Genomic DNA, 21,758 nt, shown 5'->3' with positions numbered 1-21,758 from the left:
GTCGGGTTCTCAGTCCTGCGCGGAGGCGAAGTTCTCGTCGATGAGGTCGAACAACCGGTCCACCGGCGCGGAGTTGATGTCCTCCTCCGAGGGGCCGGCCCGGTCGGTGTCCTGTTCGGCGGTCCGCCGCAGCCGGGACACGATCCGCTCCAGCCGCGCCAGCACGTCCTCACCTTCCCCGCTGGACTCCCCCGGCCCGGCCAGCACGGTCTCCAGCCGGTCGAGCGCCTCCCGCGCCGACCCGGTATCCGGCCGCTGCTCGCCCACCACGGTGGTGAGCAGGTAGTCGACCAGTGCCGTCGTGGTCGGGTAGTCGAACACCAGCGTGGCGGGCAACTTGTGCCCGACCGCCGCGCCCAGCTTGTTCCGCAGCTCGACCGCTGTCAGCGAGTCGAAGCCGAGTTCGGCGAAGGTCCGGGTCGCCTCGATCGCCTCGGCGCCCGCGAACCCGAGTACCGCGGCGACCTGGCCGCGCACGACCTCGCTCAGCTCCGCCGCGCGCTCGGCCTGCGGCAGGCCGCGCAGCCGCTCGACCAGTGCACGGGTCAGCCCCTCCGAACGGGCGGCGGTGCGGCGCCCGCCTGCGGGGCCGAGGCCACGCAGGACCGCGGGCAGGTCGGTGCGCGCGCCGAGAGCCGCGCGGTCCACCCGCAGCGGAACGGCCAGCGCGGTGTCGGTGGTCGCCGCGGCGTCGAACAGCGCCAGCCCGTCCTCGACGGACAGTGGCGGCAGGCCGGAACGGCGCAGCCTCGCCCGGTCCACATCGGACATGTCGCCGGTCATCCCGGTCGCCGGTTGCCATGCGCCCCACGCCAGTGACACCCCGGGCAGGCCGTCGGCCCGTCGCCGCGCGCACAGCGCGTCGAGGAAGGTGTTCGCGGCGGCGTAGTTGGCCTGCCCGGTGGTGCCGAGCACGCCGGTCGCGGAGGAGAACAGCACGAACCCGGCGAGGCCGAGCGGCCGGGTCGCCTCGTGCAGGTGCCAGGCCGCATCCACCTTGGGCCGCAGGACCGTGTGCAGTTGCCCGGCGGTCAGGGTCTCCACGACCCCGTCGTCGAGCACACCGGCCGCGTGCACCACCGCGGTCAGCCCGTCCCGCTCGGCGAGGTCGGCGACGAGCTCGCGCGCCTGCGTCGGGTCGGCGAGGTCGCGGGCGAGGATCCGGGCCTGACATCCGGCCGCGGTCAGCTCGGCCTCCAGCTCCGGCGCGCCCTCGGCGGCGGGGCCGCGGCGGCTGACCAGTACGAGCTTGCGGAATCCCCGCGCGGCGAGATGCCTGGCGAGTTCCCCGCCGAGGCCGCCGGTGCCACCGGTGATCAGCACGGCCTTCGCCCGGTCCCAGGCGGGCGGCACGGTGAGCACGATCTTGCCGATGTGCTTGGCCTGGCCCATGAACCGGAAGGCGTCCCGCGCGCGCCGGATGTCCCAGGACCGGGTGGGCAGCGGACGCAACACTTCATCTTCGAACAGGTCCGCGAGTTCGGTGAGCATCCCGCCGAGCCGTTCGGTCCCCGCCTCGTCCAGGTCGAAGGCCCGATAGCCGATCTCCGGGTACCGATCGGCCGGGCGGATGTCGTTCTTGCCCATCTCGGTGAACCGCCCGCCGGGGGTGAGCAGTCGCAGCGAGGCGTCCACGAACTCGCCGGCCAGCGAGTTCAGCACCACGTCCATCCCCGCACCACCGGCGACCTCGCGGAAGGCGTGCTCGAAGTCGAGCGTCCGCGAGGAGGCGATGTGGTCCTCGGCGACGCCGAGGTCCCGCAGTACGTCCCACTTGGCCTCGCCGGCCGTGGCGAAGACCTCGGCACCCAGCCAGTGCGCCAGTTGGATCGCGGCCATGCCGACCCCGCCCGCCCCGGCGTGGATGAGCACCCGCTCCCCCCGGCGCAGGCCCGATACGTCGACCAGCCCGTACAGCGCGGTGAGGAAGGCGGCGGGGATGCCCGCGGCGGTCACCTCGGACCAGCCCGCGGGCACGACGATCAGCTGACGCTCGTCCACCACGGTCATCGGGCCGAAGCCGCCTGCGACCACTCCCATCACCCGGTCCCCGGGCCGCAGGCCGGTGACCTCGGGGCCGGTCTCGACGACGGTCCCGGCGGCCTCGACGCCCATCAGCCCGGCGTCCGACTCGTACCGGGCCAGCGCGGCGAGCACCTCCCGGAAGCCCAGCGTGGACAGCAGGTCGCGGAAGTTCAGCCCGGCGGCCGACACCGCCACCCGCACCTGCCTGCCGGACAGCTCCAGCTCCGCCGCCGGGCAGGCCACCAGGCCGAGTCCGTCCACGCTGCCGGGGGTGCGCACGTCCAGCCGCCAGCCCCGGTCTCCCGGCGGGGCCGCCAGCGCGGGCCGGTCGGGCACCAGCCGCGCCGCGCACACTTCCCCTTCCCGGACCGCGAGCTGCGGTTCCTCCCCGGCGAGCAGGTGCGGGACGGCGAGCGGGAGGTCCGCCTCGGTTTCCAGGTCGAGCAGCCCGAACCGTCCGGGGTGTTCGGCGCTCGCGGTGCGCAGCAGCCCCCACACGGTGGCCGCGGCGAGGTCCGCCCCGGTGAGCGCCCCCCGGGTGACCAGCACCAGCCGCGACCCGGCGCACCGATCATGGCCCAGCCATTGCCGCACCGTGGCGAGTACCCGTTCGGCGGTCTCGTGCGCGGCGGTGACCACATCCGGCCCCGTTCCGGACACCGGCATCAGGACCAGTTCGGGAAGCTCGGGCAGTTCGACCAGCTCGGTGAGCTCGGCGGCCCGCACCTCGCCCCGGTCGCCGAGGCCCGTGCCGAGCACGCCGAACGGCCCGTCCGGCGCCGCTCGCGGCGGGTCGACCGGGGTCCAGTCCACTGTGTACAGCGAGTCCGCGGCGGCACCGGTGCCGGGCAGCGGGTCGGCGGTCACGGTGCGCAGCGACAGGCCGCCGGTGGAGAGCACCGGACCGCCCTCGGCGTCCGCGGCCACCACGGCGATCGTGCCCTCGTCCACGGCGGTCAGCCGCACCCGCAGCAGGCGGGCGTCCGCGGCATGCAGGCACACCTCGTGCCAGGAGAACGGCACCGCACCCGGCGGCAGGTCGAAACCGGAGACGAGTACGGGGTGCAGGGCCGCGTCCAGCAGGGCCGGGTGCAGGCCGAATCCCTCGGCGCCGGTGGCGTCCGCGGGCAGGACCACCTCGGCGAGCACCTCGGCGTCCCGGCGCCAGGCCCGGGTGAGCCCGCGGAACGCGGGCCCGTAGCCGTAACCCTGGTCTGCGGCGTACTCGTAGCAGCCACTCAGGTCGATCTCGGTGGCGCCGGGCGGCGGCCACACCCCGGCGAAACCGGTGTCCACCTCTGGGGTGCCGGGGGCCAGCGTGCCGGTGGCGTGCCGCGTCCAGCCCGCGTCCGCCGGATCGTCGGGTCGGGAATGGATGGTGACGGCGCGGCTGCCGCCCTCCCCCGGTTCCGCCACCCGGACCTGGATCCGGACCCCGCCGTGCTCGGGCAACGCGAGCGGGGCGGTCAGGGTGAGCTCGGCCAGCCGGCCGCAGCCGGTCTCGTCCCCCGCCCGCACGGCCAGCTCGACGAATCCGGCCCCGGGGAACAGCAGCCTGTCCTGGACCCGGTGGTCGGCGAGCCAGGGATGCGCGTCCAGGGACAGGCGGCCGGTCAGCACCACGCCCTCGTCCTCGGCCAGCTCGACCGTGCCCGCCAGCACGGCGTGGTCGGCGGCGGCCAGCCCGAGACCGGCCGCGTCCGGCGCCCCGGCACGCGCGGGCGGCCAGTACCGCTCGTGCTCGAACGGGTAGGTCGGCAGGTCCACCAGGCCCGCGCCGGGCAGCAGCCGGGTCCAGTCCACCTCGACCCCGTGCCCCCACAGGTGGCCGAGCGAGGTGAGCAGGCGCCGGGTGCCGCCGTCGTCCCTGCGCAGGGTGCCGGTCACCACCGGATGCTCGACGGAGCCTTCCAGGGTGTCCTCGATCTCGCTTGTCAGCACTGGATGCGGGCTGACCTCGATGAAGGTGTCGTGGCCGGTGGCGGCCAGTGCCCGCGTCGCGGTGTGGAACCGCACCGGCTGCCGCAGGTTGCGGTACCAGTACCCGGCATCCAGCAGGGCGGTGTCCATCGGCTCACCGGTCACCGTGGAGTAGAACGGCACCTCGCCGGTGCGCGGCCGGATCGGGGCCAGCAGCTCGCCCAGGGTCTCCTCCAGCACCTCGACCTGCGCCGAATGCGAGGCGTAGTCCACCTTGAGAATGCGCGCCCTGATCCCGTCCGCCGCGCAGCGGCCGACCAGTTCCTCCAGCGCGTCCACGGCGCCGGAGACCACGGCCGTGGAGGGCCCGTTGACGGCCGCGACGGCCAGCCTGCCGCCGAATCGTCGCAGCAGGTCCTCGACATCCTCGACCGGCAACGGCACCGAGGCCATCCCGCCGCTGCCGGCGAGGGCGTAGGCGATCGCGTGGCTGCGCCGTGCCACCACCAGCGCACCGTCCTCGAGGGAGAGGCCACCCGCGACCACGGCGGCGGCGACCTCGCCCTGCGAGTGACCGACCACCGCGTCCGGGTGAATGCCCAGGTCACGCCAGACCGCGGCAAGGGACACCAGCACCGCCCACAGCGTGGGCTGCACCACCTCCACCCTGGCCAGTGCCTCCGCGTCCGCCAGCGCGTCGATCGGCGAGATGTCCAGATGCGGTGCCAGCGCCCGCGCGCACCCGGCCATCGCCTCGGCGAACACCGGTGAGGTGTCCAGCAGCTCGCGGGCCATGCCGAGCCATTGCGCCCCCTGTCCGGGGAAGACGAACACCAGGCCACCGGTGCGGGTGGCCGTCGCGCGGACCAGTCCCGACGCGGGGGTGTCCCCGGCGAGGGCCCGCAACCCCGCGTGCAGTTCCGCGTCCTCCGCGCCCAGCAGCACGGCCCGGCAGGGCAGCCCGGCGCGACCGGTGGCCAGCGAGTACCCGATATCCGCCCGCCGGGCGGGATGGGTGTCCAGGAACTCGGCCAACCGGGAGGCCAGTGCCCGCAATGCGGGCTCGGTTCTGGCGGAGAGCACCCAGGGCACGACCTCGGGGGTGTCCGGATCGGCCGGGCGAGAGTTCTGTTCGGGCTGTTCGAGGATGACGTGGGCGTTGGTGCCGCTGATCCCGAACGACGACACCCCAGCCCGGCGGGCCCTGCCGGCCTCCGGCCACGCCGCCCGCTCCGCCAACAACTCCACCGCACCCACAGACCAATCCACATGCGAAGACGGCACCTCAGCATGCAGCGAGCGCGGCACCACCCCATACCGCATCGCCAACACCATCTTGATCACCCCAGCCACCCCCGCCGCCGCCTGCGTATGCCCCAAATTCGACTTCACCGAACCCAACAACAACGGAACCTCACGACCCTGCCCATACGTCGCCAACAACGCCTGCACCTCAATCGGATCACCCAACGACGTCCCCGTCCCATGACCCTCCACCACATCCACATCCACACCAGACAACCCCGCCGACCCCAACGCCTGCCGAATCACCCGCTGCTGCGCAGGACCATTCGGCGCCGTCAACCCATTCGACGCACCATCCTGATTCACCGCAGAACCCCGCACCACCGCCAACACCCGACGCCCATTCCGCACCGCATCCGACAACCGCTCCAACACCAACACCCCCACACCCTCCGACCACGCCACCCCATCGGCGGCATCCCCGAAGGCCTTGCAACGGCCGTCCGGCGCCAACCCACCCTGACGGGAGAACTCCACGAAGGCCGCCGGGGTGGACATCACCGTCACCCCACCAGCCAACGCCAACGAACACTCCCCCAACCGCAACGCCTGCACCGCCAAATGCAACGACACCAACGACGACGAACACGCCGTATCCACCGTCACCGCGGGACCCTCAAGACCCAACGCGTAAGCCACCCGACCCGACGCCACACTGGGCGCGCTTCCCGTACTCTGGTGCCCTTCGAACTCGCCGCCGAGCAGGGTCCCGTAGTCGCTGTACATCACCCCCGCAAACACCCCCGTCGCCGACCCCCGCAACCCCAACGGATCAATCCCCGCACGCTCCAACGCCTCCCACGACACCTCCAACAACAACCGCTGCTGCGCATCCGTCGCCACCGCCTCCCGCGGCGACATCCCGAAAAACCCCGCATCGAAACCGGAGGCATCATGCAGAAACCCACCCGAGCGGGTGTAGGAGGTACCGGGATGGTCCGGGTCCGGGTGGAACAGGGTGTCCAGGTCCCAGCCCCGGTCGGCGGGAAACTCGCCGACCGCGTCCACCGCGCCGGCGACGAGATCCCACAGCTCCTCCGGGGACCCGATTCCGCCCGGGTAGCGGCAACCCATACCCACGATCGCCACCGGTTCCTCCGCCGGGCGTGCCGCGGCAACGACCTCCGATCCGTCTACATAGGACTCGTCGAGTTCCATGGTGGACAGCAGCAGGTTCGTGATGTTCTCCGGCGCGGGATGGTCGAAGATCACGGTCGCGGGCAGCGGTACGCCGGTGGCGTCGGCCAGCCTGCGGCGCAGCTCCACGGCCATCAGCGAGTCGAGCCCGCGCTCGGCCAGCGGTTGCCGGGGGTCGAGGTCCGAGGGGGCACCGATCCCCAGCACCATGGCGGCTTCCCGCAGCACCATCGCGGCGAGCTCGCCGATCCGTTGCCGCGGTGGGAGGGAGCGCAGCCGGTCCCGGGTGGTGGCCGGGGCGGGCACACCGGCCGCCGCGGTGCGCGGTGGCCCGCCGAGGAGTTCGTGCAGCACGGCGGGCACCGGCGCGCCGTGCTCGGCCTCCCGGCGCACGGCGCGCAGGTCGAGCGCGATCGGCACCAGGTGCGGCTCGGGGTGGCGCAGCGCGCGGTCCAGCAGCCGCAGCCCGTGTTCCACCGGCAACGGGCGGATGCCCCGCCTGCGTAGCCTGGCGAGCCCGGCCTGCCCGAGATCGGCGGTCATGCCGCCGCCCGACTGCTGCCACAGCCCCCAGGCGAGGCTGGTGGCAGGCAGGCCCGCGTCCCGCCTGCGCGTGGCGATGGCGTCCAGCACCGCGTTGGCCGCGGCATAGGGGCCCTGCCCGGCGGTGCCCATCGTGCTCGCCGCGGAGGAGAAGAGCACGAAGGCCGCGGGGGGCCGGGCCCTGGTGAGCTCGTCGAGGTGCAGTGCCCCCGCGACCTTGGGCGCGAACACCCGGTGCAGCCGCTCCGGGTCATGGTCGACCAGGAGGCCGTCGTCCAGCACCCCGGCGAGGTGCAGCACCGCGGTGAGCGGGTGCTCCGGGTCCACGGCGGACAGCAGTCCCGAGACCTGGTCCCGGTCGGACACATCGCAGGCGGCGACCCGCACGTCCTCGGCGCCCGCGGCCATCAGCCCGGCGACCAGATCGCGGGCGCCCGGGGCGTCCTCGCCGCGGCGGGAGGTCAGCACCAGCCTGCGGATCCCGTGCGTCGCCACGAGGTGGTGCGCGACGGCGTGCCCCAGCTCACCGGTTCCGCCGGTGATCAGCACGGTGCCCGCGGGGTCGAGCGCGACCGTGTCCCCCGCCGTGGACCGATCGGCCCGGGCCAGCCGCGGCGCGTACGGCTGCGATCCGCGCAGCAGCAGCTCCGGTTCGCCGGTGAGATCCAGTGCGGCCACCAGGTGTTCCGCCCCGCCGTCCAGTTCGACCAGCCGCGGAACCCGCTCGGGGTGCTCGGCACCCGCGGCCCGGAGCAGGCCGCGCACCGCGGCGCCGGTGAGGTCACCGGCGCCGGCCGCCGTCACCCAGACCAGCTCGGTCCCGGCAGGCTGCCGGAGCAGCCGTTGCAGCGTGCCCAGCGCCGCGGCGGCCACCGAGCCGGGATCGGCGGCGGCCGCGGTGGCGTCCACCACGATCCGCCCGGGCGCCTGGTCCGGCCCTGGCAGGTCGTCCACGGTGGCCACCGCCGGGCAGCCGACGACCTCGGCGATCCGCCCGCTGCCGCCGAGCACCACGGTGTCGGGCCGCTCGCCCGGTACGGCCTGCTGTACCGGGACCGGCCGTGGCAGGACCCGGTACAGCTCCCCGCGTCCGGTGCCCGCCGCCGCGCCGAGCTGGGCGGCGCCCGCCGGCCGGAGCTCGAGGGCGGAGATCCGCGCCACCGGCTCGCCCGTGGCGCTTGCCAGCCACACCGCGAGCGTCCTGCCCTCCGGGTGTGACCGCACCTCGACCAGGACGCGCAGCTCGGTGTGGCCGGTGGCGTACACCTCCATTCCGGAGCACTCGACCGGTACCTGGGCCGATTCGGCATCCTGGCCACCGGCTGGGCAGGCCCGCATCACGTTCAGTGCCCCGTCCAGTAGTGCCGGGTGCAGGCCGAAGCCCGCGCCGGACATCCCCTCCGGAAGGCGCACCAGCCCGTAGGCGCGGTCGCCGCGGCGCCACAGCCGGGTGGTGGTGCGCAGCGCCGGACCGTAGTCGACGCCCTGCTCGGCGAACCGCTGGTAGAAATCGGCCATCGGGACGTCCTCGGCGCCGGGCACCGGCCAGTCGCGCAGCTCGGCGAAGGCGGGGTCGTCGCCGGGATCGCCGTCGGGATCGGTCGCCGTGCCGGTGCCGACCTCGCCGGTGGCATGCAGGGTCCACTCGCCACCGTCCTCGGCGCGCGCGTGCACGGCGGCCGAGCGCCTTCCGCCGGTGTCCGCGCCGAGGGCGACCTGCACGCGGACGGCGCCGTCCTCCGGCAGCACCAGCGGTGCGACCATGGCGAGGCTCCGCACGTTCCCGGCGCCGCAGGCGCGGGCGGCGCAGGTCACCAGCTCGATCAGGCCCGTGCCGGGCAGCACGACCGTGCCGTGCAGCGCGTGGTCGGCCAGCCAGGGCTGCTCGGCGAGGGACAGCCGCCCGGCCAGCACCTGGCCTGCGCCCTCGGCGAGCTCGGGTCGCACCGCCAGCCAGGGGTGCCCGACCTGCTCCAGCTCGAGCACGCCGGTTCCGGCGGCGAGCGGGGGCGGCTCCAGCCAGTACCGCTCACGCTGGAACGGGTAGGTCGGCAGGTCCACGGCGGCCGCGCCGGTGCCGGCGAGGACGCGGTCCCAGTCCACCGCGGCGCCGTGCAGGTGCAGTTCCGCCACAACGCCGAGCACGGACTCCACCTCCGGCCGGTCCCCGCGGTGTGCGGCGACCACGCCGCTCGCCTTGGGCGGGCCGGCGAGGCAGTCGGCGACCATGGCCGCGCCGGAGGAATCCGGACCGAGCTCGGCGAACCGGGTCACCCCGGCGCCGTTCAGTGCGTGGACACCGGCCGCGAACCGGACCGTCGCCCGCACCTGGCGTACCCAGTACTCCGGCTCGCACATCTCGTCGGTCACGAGCTCGCCGGTCACCGTGGACACCAGGCCCAGCCGTGGCCGGTGGAAGGTGACCTGCTCGGTCACTGCGCGGAAGTCGGCGAGCACCGGCTCCATCCCGCGCGAGTGGTAGGCCTGCGTCACGGGGAGCTTCCTGGCCTGGTCTCCCCGCTCCGCGCAGGCCGCGGCGAGTTCGTCCACCGCGTCCTCCTGGCCGGACAGCACGACCGCGGCGGGGCCGTTCACCGCGGCGAGGCACAGCCGGTCCTCCCGGCCGGCCAGCAGCCGGGGCACCTCGTCCTCCCCGGCGCGGACGGCGAGCATCGCGCCGCTACCGCCGAGATCCCGCATCAGCCGCCCCCTGGCGGCCACCAGCAGGCAGGCATCGGCGAGCGACCACACGCCCGCCACATGCGCGGCGGCCAGTTCGCCGATCGAGTGGCCGAGCAGGTACTCCGGGCCGACGCCCCAGGACTCGAGCAGCCGGAACAGGGCGACCTCGAAGGCGAACAGCGCCGGCTGGGTGACATCGGTACGGTCGAGCAGCCGCGCCCCTGGCGCGCCCGCCGCGGCGAACGCGATCTCCCGCAGCGGGCGCTCCAGCAGGGGGTCGAGATGCTCGCACGCCGCGTCGAAGGCGGCGGCGAACTCGGTGAAGGTGCCGTACAGCGCCCGGCCCATACCGGCCCGCTGGGCGCCCTGGCCGGGGAACACGAAGGCGGTCCGCCCGGGGACCTGGGTGCCGAGCCGCACCCCTTCCGCGGGCCTGCCCTCGGCGAGCGCGGTCAGCCCGGCCGCCAGTTCCTCCCGGTCGCCGAGCACCACTGCCCGTTGCCGGAACCGGGACCGGGTGGTGGCCAGTGACCACGCCAGGTCGGCTGGCCGCGGGCCCTCGGTCAACCGGTCGGCGAGGCGGCGCGCCTGCTCCCGCAGCGCCTCCGCGGTGTGCGCGGACAGCAGCAGCGGTACCGCGGGAAGTTCCGCCTCCGGCGCGGGCGGCTCCGCGGCTGTGGCCGCCTGCTCGAGGATGACGTGCGCGTTGGTGCCGCTGATCCCGAAGGAGGACACCCCCGCCCTGTGCGGCGCCTCGCCTTCGGGCAGCGGAACGGGCTCGGTGAGCAGCCGGACGCCGCCCGCGGACCAGTCCACCCGCGAGGTCGGTTCCGCCGCGTGCAGGGTGCGCGGCCATTCGCCGTGCCGCAGCGCCTGCACCATCTTGATCACACCGGCCACCCCGGCCGCCGCCTGGGTGTGGCCGATGTTCGACTTCACCCCGCCGAGCCACAGTGGACGGTCGGGTTCGCGCCCGTGCCCGTAGGCGGCGAGCAGGGCGCGGGCCTCGATGGGGTCGCCGAGGGTGGTGCCGGTCCCGTGCGCCTCCACGGCGTGTACCTCGGCCGGCGAGAGCCCGGCGTCGGCGAGCGCGGCGCGGATGACGTCCTGCTGTGCCTCGCCGCTGGGCGCGGTGAGCCCGTTGGAGGCGCCGTCGGCGTTGACCGCGCTGCCGCGGATCAGCGCGAGCACCGGGTGCTCGTTGCGCAGCGCGTCGGAAAGCCGCTCCAGCACCAGGATGCCGCTGCCCTCGGCGAACCCGGTGCCGTCCGCCGCCTCGGCGAACGCACGGCACCGTCCGTCCGCGGACAGCCCGCGTTGCCTGCTGAACTCGATCAGCAGCCGCGGGGTGGCCATGACGGTGGCGCCGCCTGCCAGCGCCAGCGAACACTCGCCCCCGCGCAGTGCCCGCACGGCGCTGTGCAGGGCGACCAACGAGGAGGAGCAGGCGGTGTCCACGGTCATCGCCGGACCGCGCAGGCCGAGCACGTAGGCCACCCTGCCGGCGAGGACGCTCGCCGCGCCGCCGGTGAGAGTGTGGCCCTCGCTGCTTTCCCCGGCGCCGAGGGCGGCGTAGTCCTGGCCGTTGGTGCCGAGGTAGACGCCCGTGTCGTCGCCGCGGAGCGATCCGGGGTCGATCCGGGCCCGCTCCAGCGCCTCCCACGCGCCTTCCAGCAGCAGCCGCTGCTGGGGGTCCATGGCCACCGCCTCACGCGGGGAGATGCCGAAGAACCCGGCGTCGAACTCGGCCGCGTCGTCCAGGAAACCGCCCGCGGTGGCATAGACCGTGCCCGGGATGTCCGGATCGGGGTCATAGAGCCCGGCCAGGTCCCAGCCGCGGTCGCCGGGCAGCGGCCCGATCGCGTCCGCGCCCTCGGCGAGCAGCCGCCAGAAGTCCGCGGGCGAGCGCACCCCACCCGGCAGCCGGCAGCTCATCGACACCACCGCGACCGGTTCGCGTTCGGCCTCGGTGAGCCGCCGCAGCCGGTCGCGGGTCGCGTCCAGCTCCGCGGTGACCTTCTTGAGGTACTCGCGTAATTTGTGCTCGTTCGCCGTCACGTGACCCTCCGGCTGATGCCCGCGGCGTCCTCGCCGAACTTCTTGTCGATGAACCGGAACAGGTCGTCGTCGGAGATGTCGTCCAGCGACTCCGCCGTCCCCGCCTCCTCTGCGTCCTGCTCCGCCGGGCCGGGGCCGGTGCCGACCAGGTCGTCCAGCTTGCGTAGCGCGGAGCGCAGCCTGCCGAGGTCCGTGGCGCGCAGAGCGGCCGGGTCGAGGCCGGTCAGCGCGGTCTCCACCGCGTCCACCGCGGCGGCCGGTCCGCGTGGACCCTCGTCCAGGTCCAGTTCGGCCAGCAGGTGATCGGTGACGGCGTCCGGGGTCGGGTGCTCGAACACGAGCGTGACGGGCAGCCGCAGACCGGTTTCCGTACCCAGCCGGTTGCTCAGGTCCACCCCGGTCACGGAGTCGAAGCCGAGCTCGCGGAAGGCGCGGGCCGGGTCCGGCCGCTCGCCGGGCCGGTAGCCGAGTACCGCGCCGGTGTGCCGGAGCACGACCTCGGCGGTGGCCTCCCGCCGCCGGTCCGCCGGCAGCGCGACCAGCCGGTGGTGCAGCCCGTGCTGCTCCACCTCGCTCTCGGCCCCCACCCCGGCCCGGCGCACCTCCGGCAGGTCCGCGACGAGCGCGCTGGGCCGCACCGCGGTGAAGGCCGCGAGGAACCGGTCCCACCGCACGTCGGCGATGGTCTGGCAGGCCCGGCCGCCCTCGATGGCCCTGCCGAGCGCCAGCACGGCCCGCTGCGGCGCGATACCGGGAACGCCGTGCCGTTCCAGGACGCCACGGACGGCCGTGCGACCCATCCCCTCGCCGGCCCAGGCGCCCCAGGACACCGCCGTGGCGGGCAGCCCCTCGGCGTGCCGCAGTTCGGCGAGCGCGTCCAGGTAGGCGTTGGCCGGCGCGTAGTTGCCCTGCCCGGGGAGGCCGACCGTGGCGCCGAAGGAGGAGAACAGCACGAAGGCGTCCAGGTCGATGCCGGCGGTCAGCTCGTGCAGGTGGCGCGCGCCCAGCGCCTTGACCCGCAACGCGTGCTCCACCTGGTCCTGGTCCAGCGCGTCGAGCAGGGCGTCGTCCAGCACGGCGGCCGCGTGGATCACGGTGGTCAGGCAGGCGGCCGCGTCGATCCGGTCCAGCAGGTCGCGCACCTGTGCCCGCTCGGCGACGTCGCAGGCCTCGACCAGTACCTGCACCCCACCCGCCCGCAGCTCCGCCGCGAGTTCCGCCGCCCCGGGGGCGTCCGCGCCGCGGCGACCGGCCAGCACGATCCGGTCGGCGCCGCGCGCGGCCGCCCAGCGGGCCACGTGCGCGCCGAGGGCGCCGGTGCCGCCGGTGATCAGCACGGTGCCGCGGGGGCGCCAGCCGGTGGCCGCGGGCACGCGCGCCCGGCGCAGCCGCCTGGCCAGCGTGCGGTCCGCGCGGATGGCCAGCTGGTCCTCGCCGTCGCCGCGGTGCAGCGCGGCGACCAGCAGGCGCCAGGTGTACTCGTCCGGGGTGGCCGGCAGGTCGATCAGGCCGCCCCAGCGGCCGGAGTGCTCCAGCGCGGCCACCCGGCCCAGCCCCCACACCAGTCGCTGCTCCGGGTTGACGGTGTGGTCGGCCGGCCCGGCCCGTACGGCGCCGCTGGTGACGCACCACAACGGCGCGGTGACGCCGGCGGTTCCGAGGGCCTGGATCGCGCTGAGGGTGGCGGCGTACCCGCCGGGCACCGCGGGCCGCTCCGGATGCGGGTCGGGCTCCAGCGCCAGCAAGGAGAGCACCCCGCTGAGCCGGTGCGCCCCGGCCGCGGCCGCGCAGGACCTGGCCAGCTCGTCCGGCCCCGCGCCCGGGTCGTGCCGGACGGTCACCGGTGTCAGGCCGCGGCCCGCAAGGCCGCGCAGCACCGGCTCGGCGAGTTCCTCTCGTTCCGGAACCAGCACCAGCCAGGTGCCGGTGGTTTCCGGGCCGGCGCCCTCGGCAAGCCGGGTCCAGGTGATCTCGTACCACCAGTCCCGGATCACCGACTCGTCCCGGCCCCGCCTGCGCCATGCGGCCAGTGCGGGCACCAGGTCCGCGAGCGTCCCGCCCGCACCGAGGTCCAATGTGGATCGTACGGCGTCCAGGTCGCCACGGTCGACGGCCGCCCACAGCTCGGCCTCGTCCGGCCGGTCGATCTCGCCGGGTACCGGCTTCCCGGTGTCCAGCCAGTGCCGCTGGTGCTGGAACCGGTAGGTGGGCAGGTCGACCCGGCGCGCGGGGGGCAGGGCCGCGCGCCAGTCGATCTCCGCTCCGCGGACGTACGCCTCGGCGAGGGAGGTCTGGAACCGGTCCGGGCCGCCGTCGTCCCTGCGCAGGCTACCCACCGCCACGGCGGTGGTCTCCTCGATCCCCATGGTGAGCACCGGATGCGGGCTGGCCTCGACGAACAGCCGGTGGCCCGCCGCGGTCAGCCGCTCGATCGCGGCCCGGAACTCCACCGTGCCGCGCAGGTTGCGGTACCAGTAGCCGGCGTCCAGCGCGCCGGTGTCCAGTGGCTCACCGGTCACGGTGGAGTGGAACGTCAGCGCGGCCGGGCGCGGCCGGACCGGCGCGAGCAGTTCGAGCAGTTCCGCGCGGATGGCGCCGACCTGCTCGGAGTGCGAGGCGTAGTCCACCGGGATGCGCCGGGTGCGCACATCGTCCTCGGCGCACCGGGCCGCCAGCCGCTCCAGTGCGCCGGGGTCGCCGGAGACCACCGTGGCAGCCGCGCCGTTCTCGGCGGCCAGCGCCAGCCGGCCGTCCAGTCCCTCGAGGTAGCCCAGTACCCGCTCGCGGGCCGCGGCGACCGAGACCATGCCGCCCCGGCCAGCCAGTTCGCGGGCCACGAGCCCGCTGCGCAGCGCGACCACCCGCGCCCCGTCCTCGAGGGACAGCGCCCCGGCCACGCAGGCGGCGGCGATCTCGCCCTGGGAATGCCCGACCACGGCGGCCGGCCGCAGGCCGTGCGCGAACCACAGCCCCGCGAGGGACACCATCACCGCCCACAGCACGGGTTGCACCACCTCCACCCTGGCCAGCGCGTCCTCCTCGGCGAGCGCCTCGGCGGGCGAGAAGTCCACGAACGGCTCCAGTGCCCGGGCGCACTCGGCGAACCGTTCGGCGAAGGCGGGGGCGGAGGCGAGCAGTTCGCGGGCCATGCCGCACCACTGCGTGCCCTGCCCGGGGAACACCAGTACCGGTCCGGCGTCCGCCGTGCCCAGCACCGTGCCGCCGGTGACCAGTCCCGGCGTCTCCTGCCCCCCGGCGAGCGCGGCGAGGCCGTCCAGGAATCCGGTTCGGCCGCCCGCCAGCAGCACCGCCCGCTGCTCGAGGCCCGCCCGGGCCGTCGCGAGGGTGTAGCCGACGTCGGCGGGGGTGAGTTCGGGCCGCGCCGTGAGGTGCCCGCGCAGGGCGGCCGCCTGGTCCCGCAGCGCGGCCGGGGTACGCGCGGACAGCACCCACGGCAGTGTCCGGCCGCCGGAGTCCGTGCCACCGCCGACCGCGGCCCAGTCCACCTCCACCCCGTCCGTCCACAGCAGACCGGCGAGGTCCTCGAGGGACTGGCGGGCGGGGCGGTCGCGCCGGCAGGTCGCGGTGACCTCGGTGCGGGCGGGCCGGGCGCGCGCGCCGACGGTGCGGGCCAGTGGCCCGCCGAGCACCGGGTGCGGGGCGATTTCCACGATCCGGGTGGGCTCGTCCCCGGTGACCGGCCGGAGCGCCTCGTCCAGCCGCATCGGCAGGCACATGTTCTGCGCCCAGTACTCGGCGCCCAGTTCCTCGCCCGGCAGCGGTCCGGCGGTGACCGTGGAGACGAACGGTACCGCGGTCGCCGCGGGCCGCAGCTCGCCGAGCCGCCGGATCAGTTCCGGTCGCAGCGCGGCGAGGCCCGCGCCGTGCGAGGGGTAGTCGATGGCGACCCGCTGCGTACGCACCCCGGCCCCGGCCAGTTCCCGCTCCACCGCGTCGACGTCCTCGTGCGGCCCGGAGAGGCAGGTCCGGTCGGGCGCGAGCCGCCCGGCGACGGTCAGCCGGTCGCCGGCGAACCGTGCCGCGTCGGCCTCGGTGACCTCGCAGAGGAGCACGGTGCCGGTCCCGCTCGCGCGCTCGGCGACCAGGCCGGACCAGACGCCGATGATCCGGGCGCCCTCGGCGAGGCTGAAAGCTCCGGCGGTGACGGCCGCGGCCACCTCGCCGACGCTCTGCCCGAACACCACGTCCGGCGCGATGCCCCAGGCCTTCAGGGTGCGGGCCAGCGCCACCTGGACCGCGAACAGCACCGGCTGGATCACCTCGGTGCGGTCGAGGGCGGCGTCCTCGGCCAGCAGCTCCGCCAGCACCGACCAGCCGAGGACCTCCGCCACGGCACGGTCGGCCTCCTCCAGCGCCGCGCGGAACGCGGGCTCGGCGAGCAGGTCCCTGCCCATGCCCGCCCACTGGCTGCCGTGTCCGGAGAAGCAGAACGCCACCCGCGGCCGGGAACCGGGCTCGGCGGGCCGGCGGGCCCGCCGCAGCGCCGTGTCCAGCTCGGCCACCCTGTCCACCGCCGCGAAGGCGCGATACGGTCCCGCCCCGCGCGGCGGCGGATCCGTGCCCTGGTCCGGTTCCCGCAGGAACTCCGCCACTCGTGCCCGCAGCCCGGGCTCGGTGTCCGCGGCCAGCGCGACGAGCCTGCGCCTGCGGTAGGGTGCCTGCTCCAGCGCGAGGTGGACATTGGTGCCGCCGAACCCGAACCCGCTGACCCCGGCGTAGCGCGGTCCCTCGGGCCAGCCTTCCCGCGCGGTCACCACCGCCAGCCGCTGCCCGGCGAAGTCGATGTCCGGGTTCGGCCGCTCGCAGTGCAGGCTCGCCGGCAGTTCCCCGTGGTGCAGGGACAGCGCGGTCTTGAGCACGCCGAGCACACCGGCGGCGGGTTCGAGGTGGCCGAAGTTGGTCTTCACCGAGCCGATCCGCAGCGGTTCGGTCCGGTCCGGCGCGAACACCTCGCCCAGCGCACCGGCCTCGATCCCGTCACCGAGGGGCGTTCCGGCCCCATGCGCCTCCACATAGGACACCTGTCGCGGGGGTACGGCGGCCTCGTGCCATGCGGAGCGCAGCACCTCGACCTGCGCCCGCGGGTTGGGCGCGGTGAGCCCGTTGGACGCCCCGTCGTTGTTGACGGCGCTCCCGCGCAGCACCGCGTAGATCCGGTCCCCTTCCCGCAGCGCGTCGGCCAGCCTGCGCAGCACCACCACCCCGCAGCCCTCGCCGCGCACGTACCCGGCGGCGTCGGCGTCGAAGGCGCGGCACTGGCCTTCCGGGTTCAACCCGCCGAACTTGGTCATCGCGACGGTGGTGTGCGGGTGCAGCATCAGGCTGACGCCGCCGGCGAGCGCGAGGTCGGACTCGCCGCGGCGCAGGCTGTGCGCGGCCAGGTGCAGCGCGCTGAGCGAGGAGCTGCACGCGGTGCCGACGGACATCACCGGCCCCCGCAGCCCGAGGGCGTAGGAGATCCGCGCGGGGACGATGGAGGTGTCCCAGCCGACCGCCGACTGCGAACCGATCGCCGCGGGGTCGGCCCCGGTGGCCAGGTGATACTCCTGCCACATCGCCCCGAGGAACACGCCGGTGCTGCTGCCTGCCAGCCGGTCGGGGGGCACCCCGGCGTCCTCGAGCGCGGACCAGGCGACCTCGAGTGCCACCCGCTGCTGGGGATCCATCCGGTCGGCCTCGGCCGGCGCGATGCGGAAGAACGCGGCGTCGAAACCCGCGACGTCATCGAGGAAACCGCCCCGGCGGGTGGTGGTCTTTCCCGGTGTACCCGAGTCCTCGTCGAACCAGCTCTCCACGTCCCACCGGTCCTCGGGAACCGGCCCGACGGCGTCCGTACCGGACAGCAACCCTTCCCACAGCGCGGCGGGCGAGTCGATGCCGCCGGGCAGCCTGCAGCCCATGCCGACGACGGCGACCGGTCCCGCGGCGGCGGGGCGTGCCCTGACCGGAGCGGCGGGCGCCGGATCTCCTTCGCCCGCGAGGAAGGAGGCCAGCGCCGTCACGGTCGGGTGCTGCCAGACCGCCCAGCCGGGAACCGGCCTGCCGAGCCAGGCCGAGAGGTCCTCGGCAAGCCGCGTCATGCCCGCGGAGTCGACGCCGAGTTCCCGCAACGGAACACCGGCCGGAACCGTGTCCGGCGCCATCCCGGCGAGCCGGGACACCGCGGCACGCAGGTACCCGATGGTGTCGGTGGGACCTTGGCCCGGGGTCGCGCTCATCGAGACTCCTCCGAAGTCGTGCCGGGGCGAACGACCGGCTGGCAGGGCGAGTTCGCTTCGGGGCTTCGAGGGCTATGCGCGATCCGGGCGGCGGGAGCCGCACCTGCGGCGGCGCACAACACTCATCTGCATCAGGCTCATCGAGGCGGACCGTAGGCACCGCGGACTGCACTTTCCCCCAGAGCGGGTGCCGGATGATCACCGCTGGTTCCCGGTGCCGCGCAGAACTAGGGATTTCTCCGGGACCGGTACGGCACCCTGCGGGTCAGCAGCGTCGGCGAGGGAGGCGGGTATGACGGACGTCCGCTCGAACGTGGTGGATTTTCCGCTGCGCCGGCGCGGCGAACCCTTCCCCCCGGGGGAGTACGCCGGGATGCGCGAGCGGGAGGGCCTGGTTCGCGCGCACCTGCCCAGTGGCCAGCCGGTCTGGCTGGTGTCCCGGCACGAGGATGTCCGTGCCCTGCTCACCGATCCGCGGATCAGTGCCGACCCGACGAACGAGGGCTTCCCGAAGGTCGCCAGGACCGGCGGGGTGCCGACGCAGGAGGAGATCCCCGGCTGGTTCGTCGGTCTGGACCCACCCGACCACGACCGGTTCCGCAAGGTGCTCATCCCGGAGTTCTCGGTGCCGCGGGTGAGGAAGTGGCGCCCGACCATCCAGGCAACCGTGGACGAGTGCGTCGACGAACTGCTGGCGAGGGACGGGGCGGCGGACCTGGTGGCCGACTTCGCGCTGCCCGTACCGTCCCGGATCATCTGCACGATCCTCGGGGTGCCGTACGCGGACAGGGACTTCTTCGAGTCACGGACGCGGACCCTGGTCAACCTCGCGGACACGACCGAGGCCGAGCGGGCGGAGGCCGTCCGGCAGTTGCTGCGGCATATCAACCGGCTGATCGCGATCAAGCGCAAGTGGCCCGCCGACGACCTGATCAGCCGCGTCCTGGACACCGGGGTGATCAGCCAGGAGGAAATGTCCGGGGTGGTCATGCTGCTGCTGATCGCGGGCCACGAGACCACCGCGAACAACATCGCGCTCGGGGTGGTGACACTGCTGTCCAATCCACAGTGGATCGGCGACGACCGGATCGTGGACGAGCTGGTGCGGTTCCACTCGGTCGCCGACCTGGTGGCCATGCGCACGGCGGTGGCGGACATCGAGATCGGCGGTCAGCTCATCCGCGCGGGCGAGGGTGTGATGCCGCTGATCGCCGCGGCCAACCACGACTCCTGCGCGTTCGAGCGCCCGCAGGAGTTCGACCCGGCCCGCTCGGCACGCGGTCACGTCGGCTTCGGCTTCGGCGTGCACCAGTGCCTCGGCCAGAACCTGGTGCGCGCCGAGATGGACTGTGTCTACCGCACCCTGTTCGAGCGGGTACCGGACCTGCGTCTGACCCGGCCGGTCGAGGAACTGCCGTTCAAGTACGACGGCACCTTGTTCGGGCTGCATTCCCTTCCGGTCGGCTGGTAGCCGGCCCCGACCCCGCCCGGAGGCGAGGATCATGCGCATCATCGTGGACACCGATCGTTGCGTCGGCGCGGGCCAATGCGCGCTGCTGGCACCGCGGTTCTTCGACCAGGACGAGGACGGGATCGTCACGGTGCTCGCCGACCGGCCCGCGGAGTCCGCGCGCACCGAGGTGTCCGAGGCCGCTGACCTCTGCCCTTCCGCCGCGATCACCATTCACGAGGACTGAGCCCCCGGGGCCCGCGAGACACGGAGGAACGCGATGACGGTGTCCCAGGAGAGCGTGCTCATGGCGTCCGACCTGCCGTTCGAGCTGCGCATGTGCCCACATCTGCGGCCGGTGCGGGAAGGATCGCCGGTGCGGAGGATACGTACGCCTGCGGGCGACGAGGCGTGGCTGGTCACCGGGCACGCCGAGGTGCGGGATCTGCTGCGGGACACCCGGCTCGGCCGGTCGCATCCCGCCCCGGACGCTCGCGCGCAGTACGCCCGGCATCCGACCTACGACCAGGTGACCAGCGACGACCACCGGGCCGCCGACGACATGCATGCCGGGCTGCGCGCGGTGATGAAACCGTACTTCACCACGCGGCGCATGCTCGAGCTGGAACCTCGGGTCGAGGCGTTCGTCGGCGAGCGGGTGGAGCGGATGATCGCGGCCGGCCCGCCCGCGGATCTGCGGGAGAGCCTCTCGGCGCCGCTGCTCCGGCAGGTGTTCACCGAGTTGCTCGGCGTGCCCGCGGCGGACCGGGAACGTTGTGCCGAGCTGATGCGGCAGGCGGGCGCGGGCGACCCGGCGGGCTTCATCGGGTACCTCGGCGAGCTGGTGGCCCGCCGGGACGAGGCCGCAGCGGACGGCATGGTCGCCGGGCTGTGCGCGGCCGGACTCCCCGACGAGCAGGTGGTCCAGGTGTCCCTGCTGGTGCAGCTTGCCGGGTACGGCGCCACCCTGAAGCAGATCGACTACGGGGTCCTGCTGCTGGCGCACAATCCGGAGCAGCGGGCAGCGGTACTGGGCGGCCCCGAGCGGACGACGTGGGCGGTGGAGGAGATCCTCCGCCTGTCCGGCAGCCTCAGCCTGCCCCGCTACGCGCGCGAGGACATCGAGGTCGGCGGGGTGACGATCGGCGCGGACGATCTCGTGCTGCTCGACCTGACCCTCGGGAACTTCGACGAGCAGGCCTTCGAGGACCCGCGCCGGTTCGATATCGAGCGTTCCCCCAACCGGCACCTGACGTTCAGTCACGGCGCGTGGACCTGCCTCGGTGCCCCCCTGGCACGGCTGATTCTCCGCGCCACCTTCGCCGGGCTGTTCGGCGAGCTGCCCGGCCTCACCCCGGCGACCCCGCTGGTGGACGCGGGTGAACCGGGCGCCCCGCTGTCCGGCGGGCTGCCGGAGCGGCTGCTGGTCACCTGGTAGGGCCTGCCGGCGTTGTCGGCACCGGCACTGCTGTCGGTGGCCGCCGTTAGGGTCGCCACCATGCTGACCACGCTGGCGATTCAGAACTATCGCTCGCTGCGGGACCTGGTGCTGCCACTGTCCAGGCTTACCGTGGTGGTCGGCGCCAACGGCACCGGCAAGTCCAGCCTCTACCGCGCGCTGCGCTTGCTGGCCGACGCGGGGCGCAACGGTGCTGTCGCGGCGCTCGCCAGGGAGGGCGGCCTGCCGTCCACGCTGTGGGCAGGGCCGGAGGTGCACGGGCGTGCGGTGCGGGAAGGGCGTGCACCGGTGCAGCCGCTCCGGCGGAACAAGCCGGTCGGCCTTCGGCTCGGTTACGCCGGTGACGAGTTCGGCTACGCGCTGGACTTCGGTCTGCCGATTCCGGAAGACACGGCGTTCCACCTGGATCCCGAGTACAAACGGGAATGCGTCTGGCACGGCCCGGTCCTGCGCGAGTCCACCCTGATCGCCGACCGGGCCGGGAGCAGGGTGCGTACCCGGGATGAGTCCGGTGGCTGGGCGGAAGGCGGTCATCGGATCGCCCTCACCGACAGCGTGCTCAGCGAGTTCGCCGATCCGCGACTGTGCCCGGAACTGCTGATCGTGCGTGAGCGAATCCGCTCGTGGCGTTTCTACGACCATTTCCGCACCGATACCGACGCACCCGCCCGGCAGAGCCGGGTCGGTACGCGGACCTGGGTACTCGACCACGACGGCGGCGACCTGGCCGCCGCGCTGCGCACGATTCAAGAGTCGGGTTCCGCCGAAAGCCTGGCGGCCGCGGTCGAGGACGCCTTTCCTCGTTCCCGGGTCGAGATCGTCGCTTCCGATGGGCGGTTCGAGTTGCGGTTTCATCAGCACGGCCTGCTTCGGCCGTTGAACGCCGCCGAACTGTCCGACGGTACTCTGCGTTACCTACTGTGGGTGGCCGCGCTGCTCA

The 21,758-nt window shown here is 74.3% G+C and carries 5 protein-coding genes and 1 pseudogene; 4 read left to right on the top strand and 2 right to left on the bottom strand.

Going from position 1 to position 21,758, the window contains the following annotated elements; genetic code table 11:
• Window positions 1-9: 9 nt before the first annotated feature.
• Window positions 10-11,664 (bottom strand): annotated as a pseudogene (locus FB471_RS35440) (SDR family NAD(P)-dependent oxidoreductase); the annotation flags it as partial.
• 2 nt (window positions 11,665-11,666) lie between these two features.
• Window positions 11,667-17,909, bottom strand: coding sequence for a type I polyketide synthase (locus FB471_RS00025; RefSeq protein ID WP_141995325.1), 6,243 nt, complete (start codon window positions 17,907-17,909; stop codon window positions 11,667-11,669).
• A gap of 292 nt (window positions 17,910-18,201) precedes the next feature.
• Here FB471_RS00025 and FB471_RS00020 point away from each other — a divergent pair, with 292 nt between their 5' ends.
• From FB471_RS00020 to FB471_RS00005, 4 genes are all read left to right on the top strand, one after another.
• On the top strand, window positions 18,202-19,380 hold the full coding sequence (locus FB471_RS00020) for a cytochrome P450 (protein ID WP_141995324.1): 1,179 nt from the start codon (window positions 18,202-18,204) through the stop codon (window positions 19,378-19,380).
• Window positions 19,381-19,411: 31 nt separating this feature from the next.
• A complete protein-coding gene (locus FB471_RS00015) occupies window positions 19,412-19,606 on the top strand; it encodes a ferredoxin (RefSeq protein WP_141995323.1) in 195 nt (64 codons plus the stop codon).
• Between the two features lie 33 nt (window positions 19,607-19,639).
• Window positions 19,640-20,797 carry a cytochrome P450 gene (locus FB471_RS00010; protein WP_141995322.1) on the top strand — a complete coding sequence of 386 codons (1,158 nt, stop codon included), beginning with the start codon at window positions 19,640-19,642 and terminating at the stop codon, window positions 20,795-20,797.
• 60 nt (window positions 20,798-20,857) lie between these two features.
• Window positions 20,858-21,758: AAA family ATPase (locus tag FB471_RS00005; protein WP_141995321.1), on the top strand; the 901-nt coding region annotated here is incomplete at its 3' end.

This window comes from Amycolatopsis cihanbeyliensis, from assembly GCF_006715045.1.
Taxonomy (GTDB): Bacteria; Actinomycetota; Actinomycetes; order Mycobacteriales; family Pseudonocardiaceae; genus Amycolatopsis; species Amycolatopsis cihanbeyliensis.
Note: the sequence above shows the minus strand (reverse complement) of the source record. Positions and strands in the feature narration are given on the sequence as shown.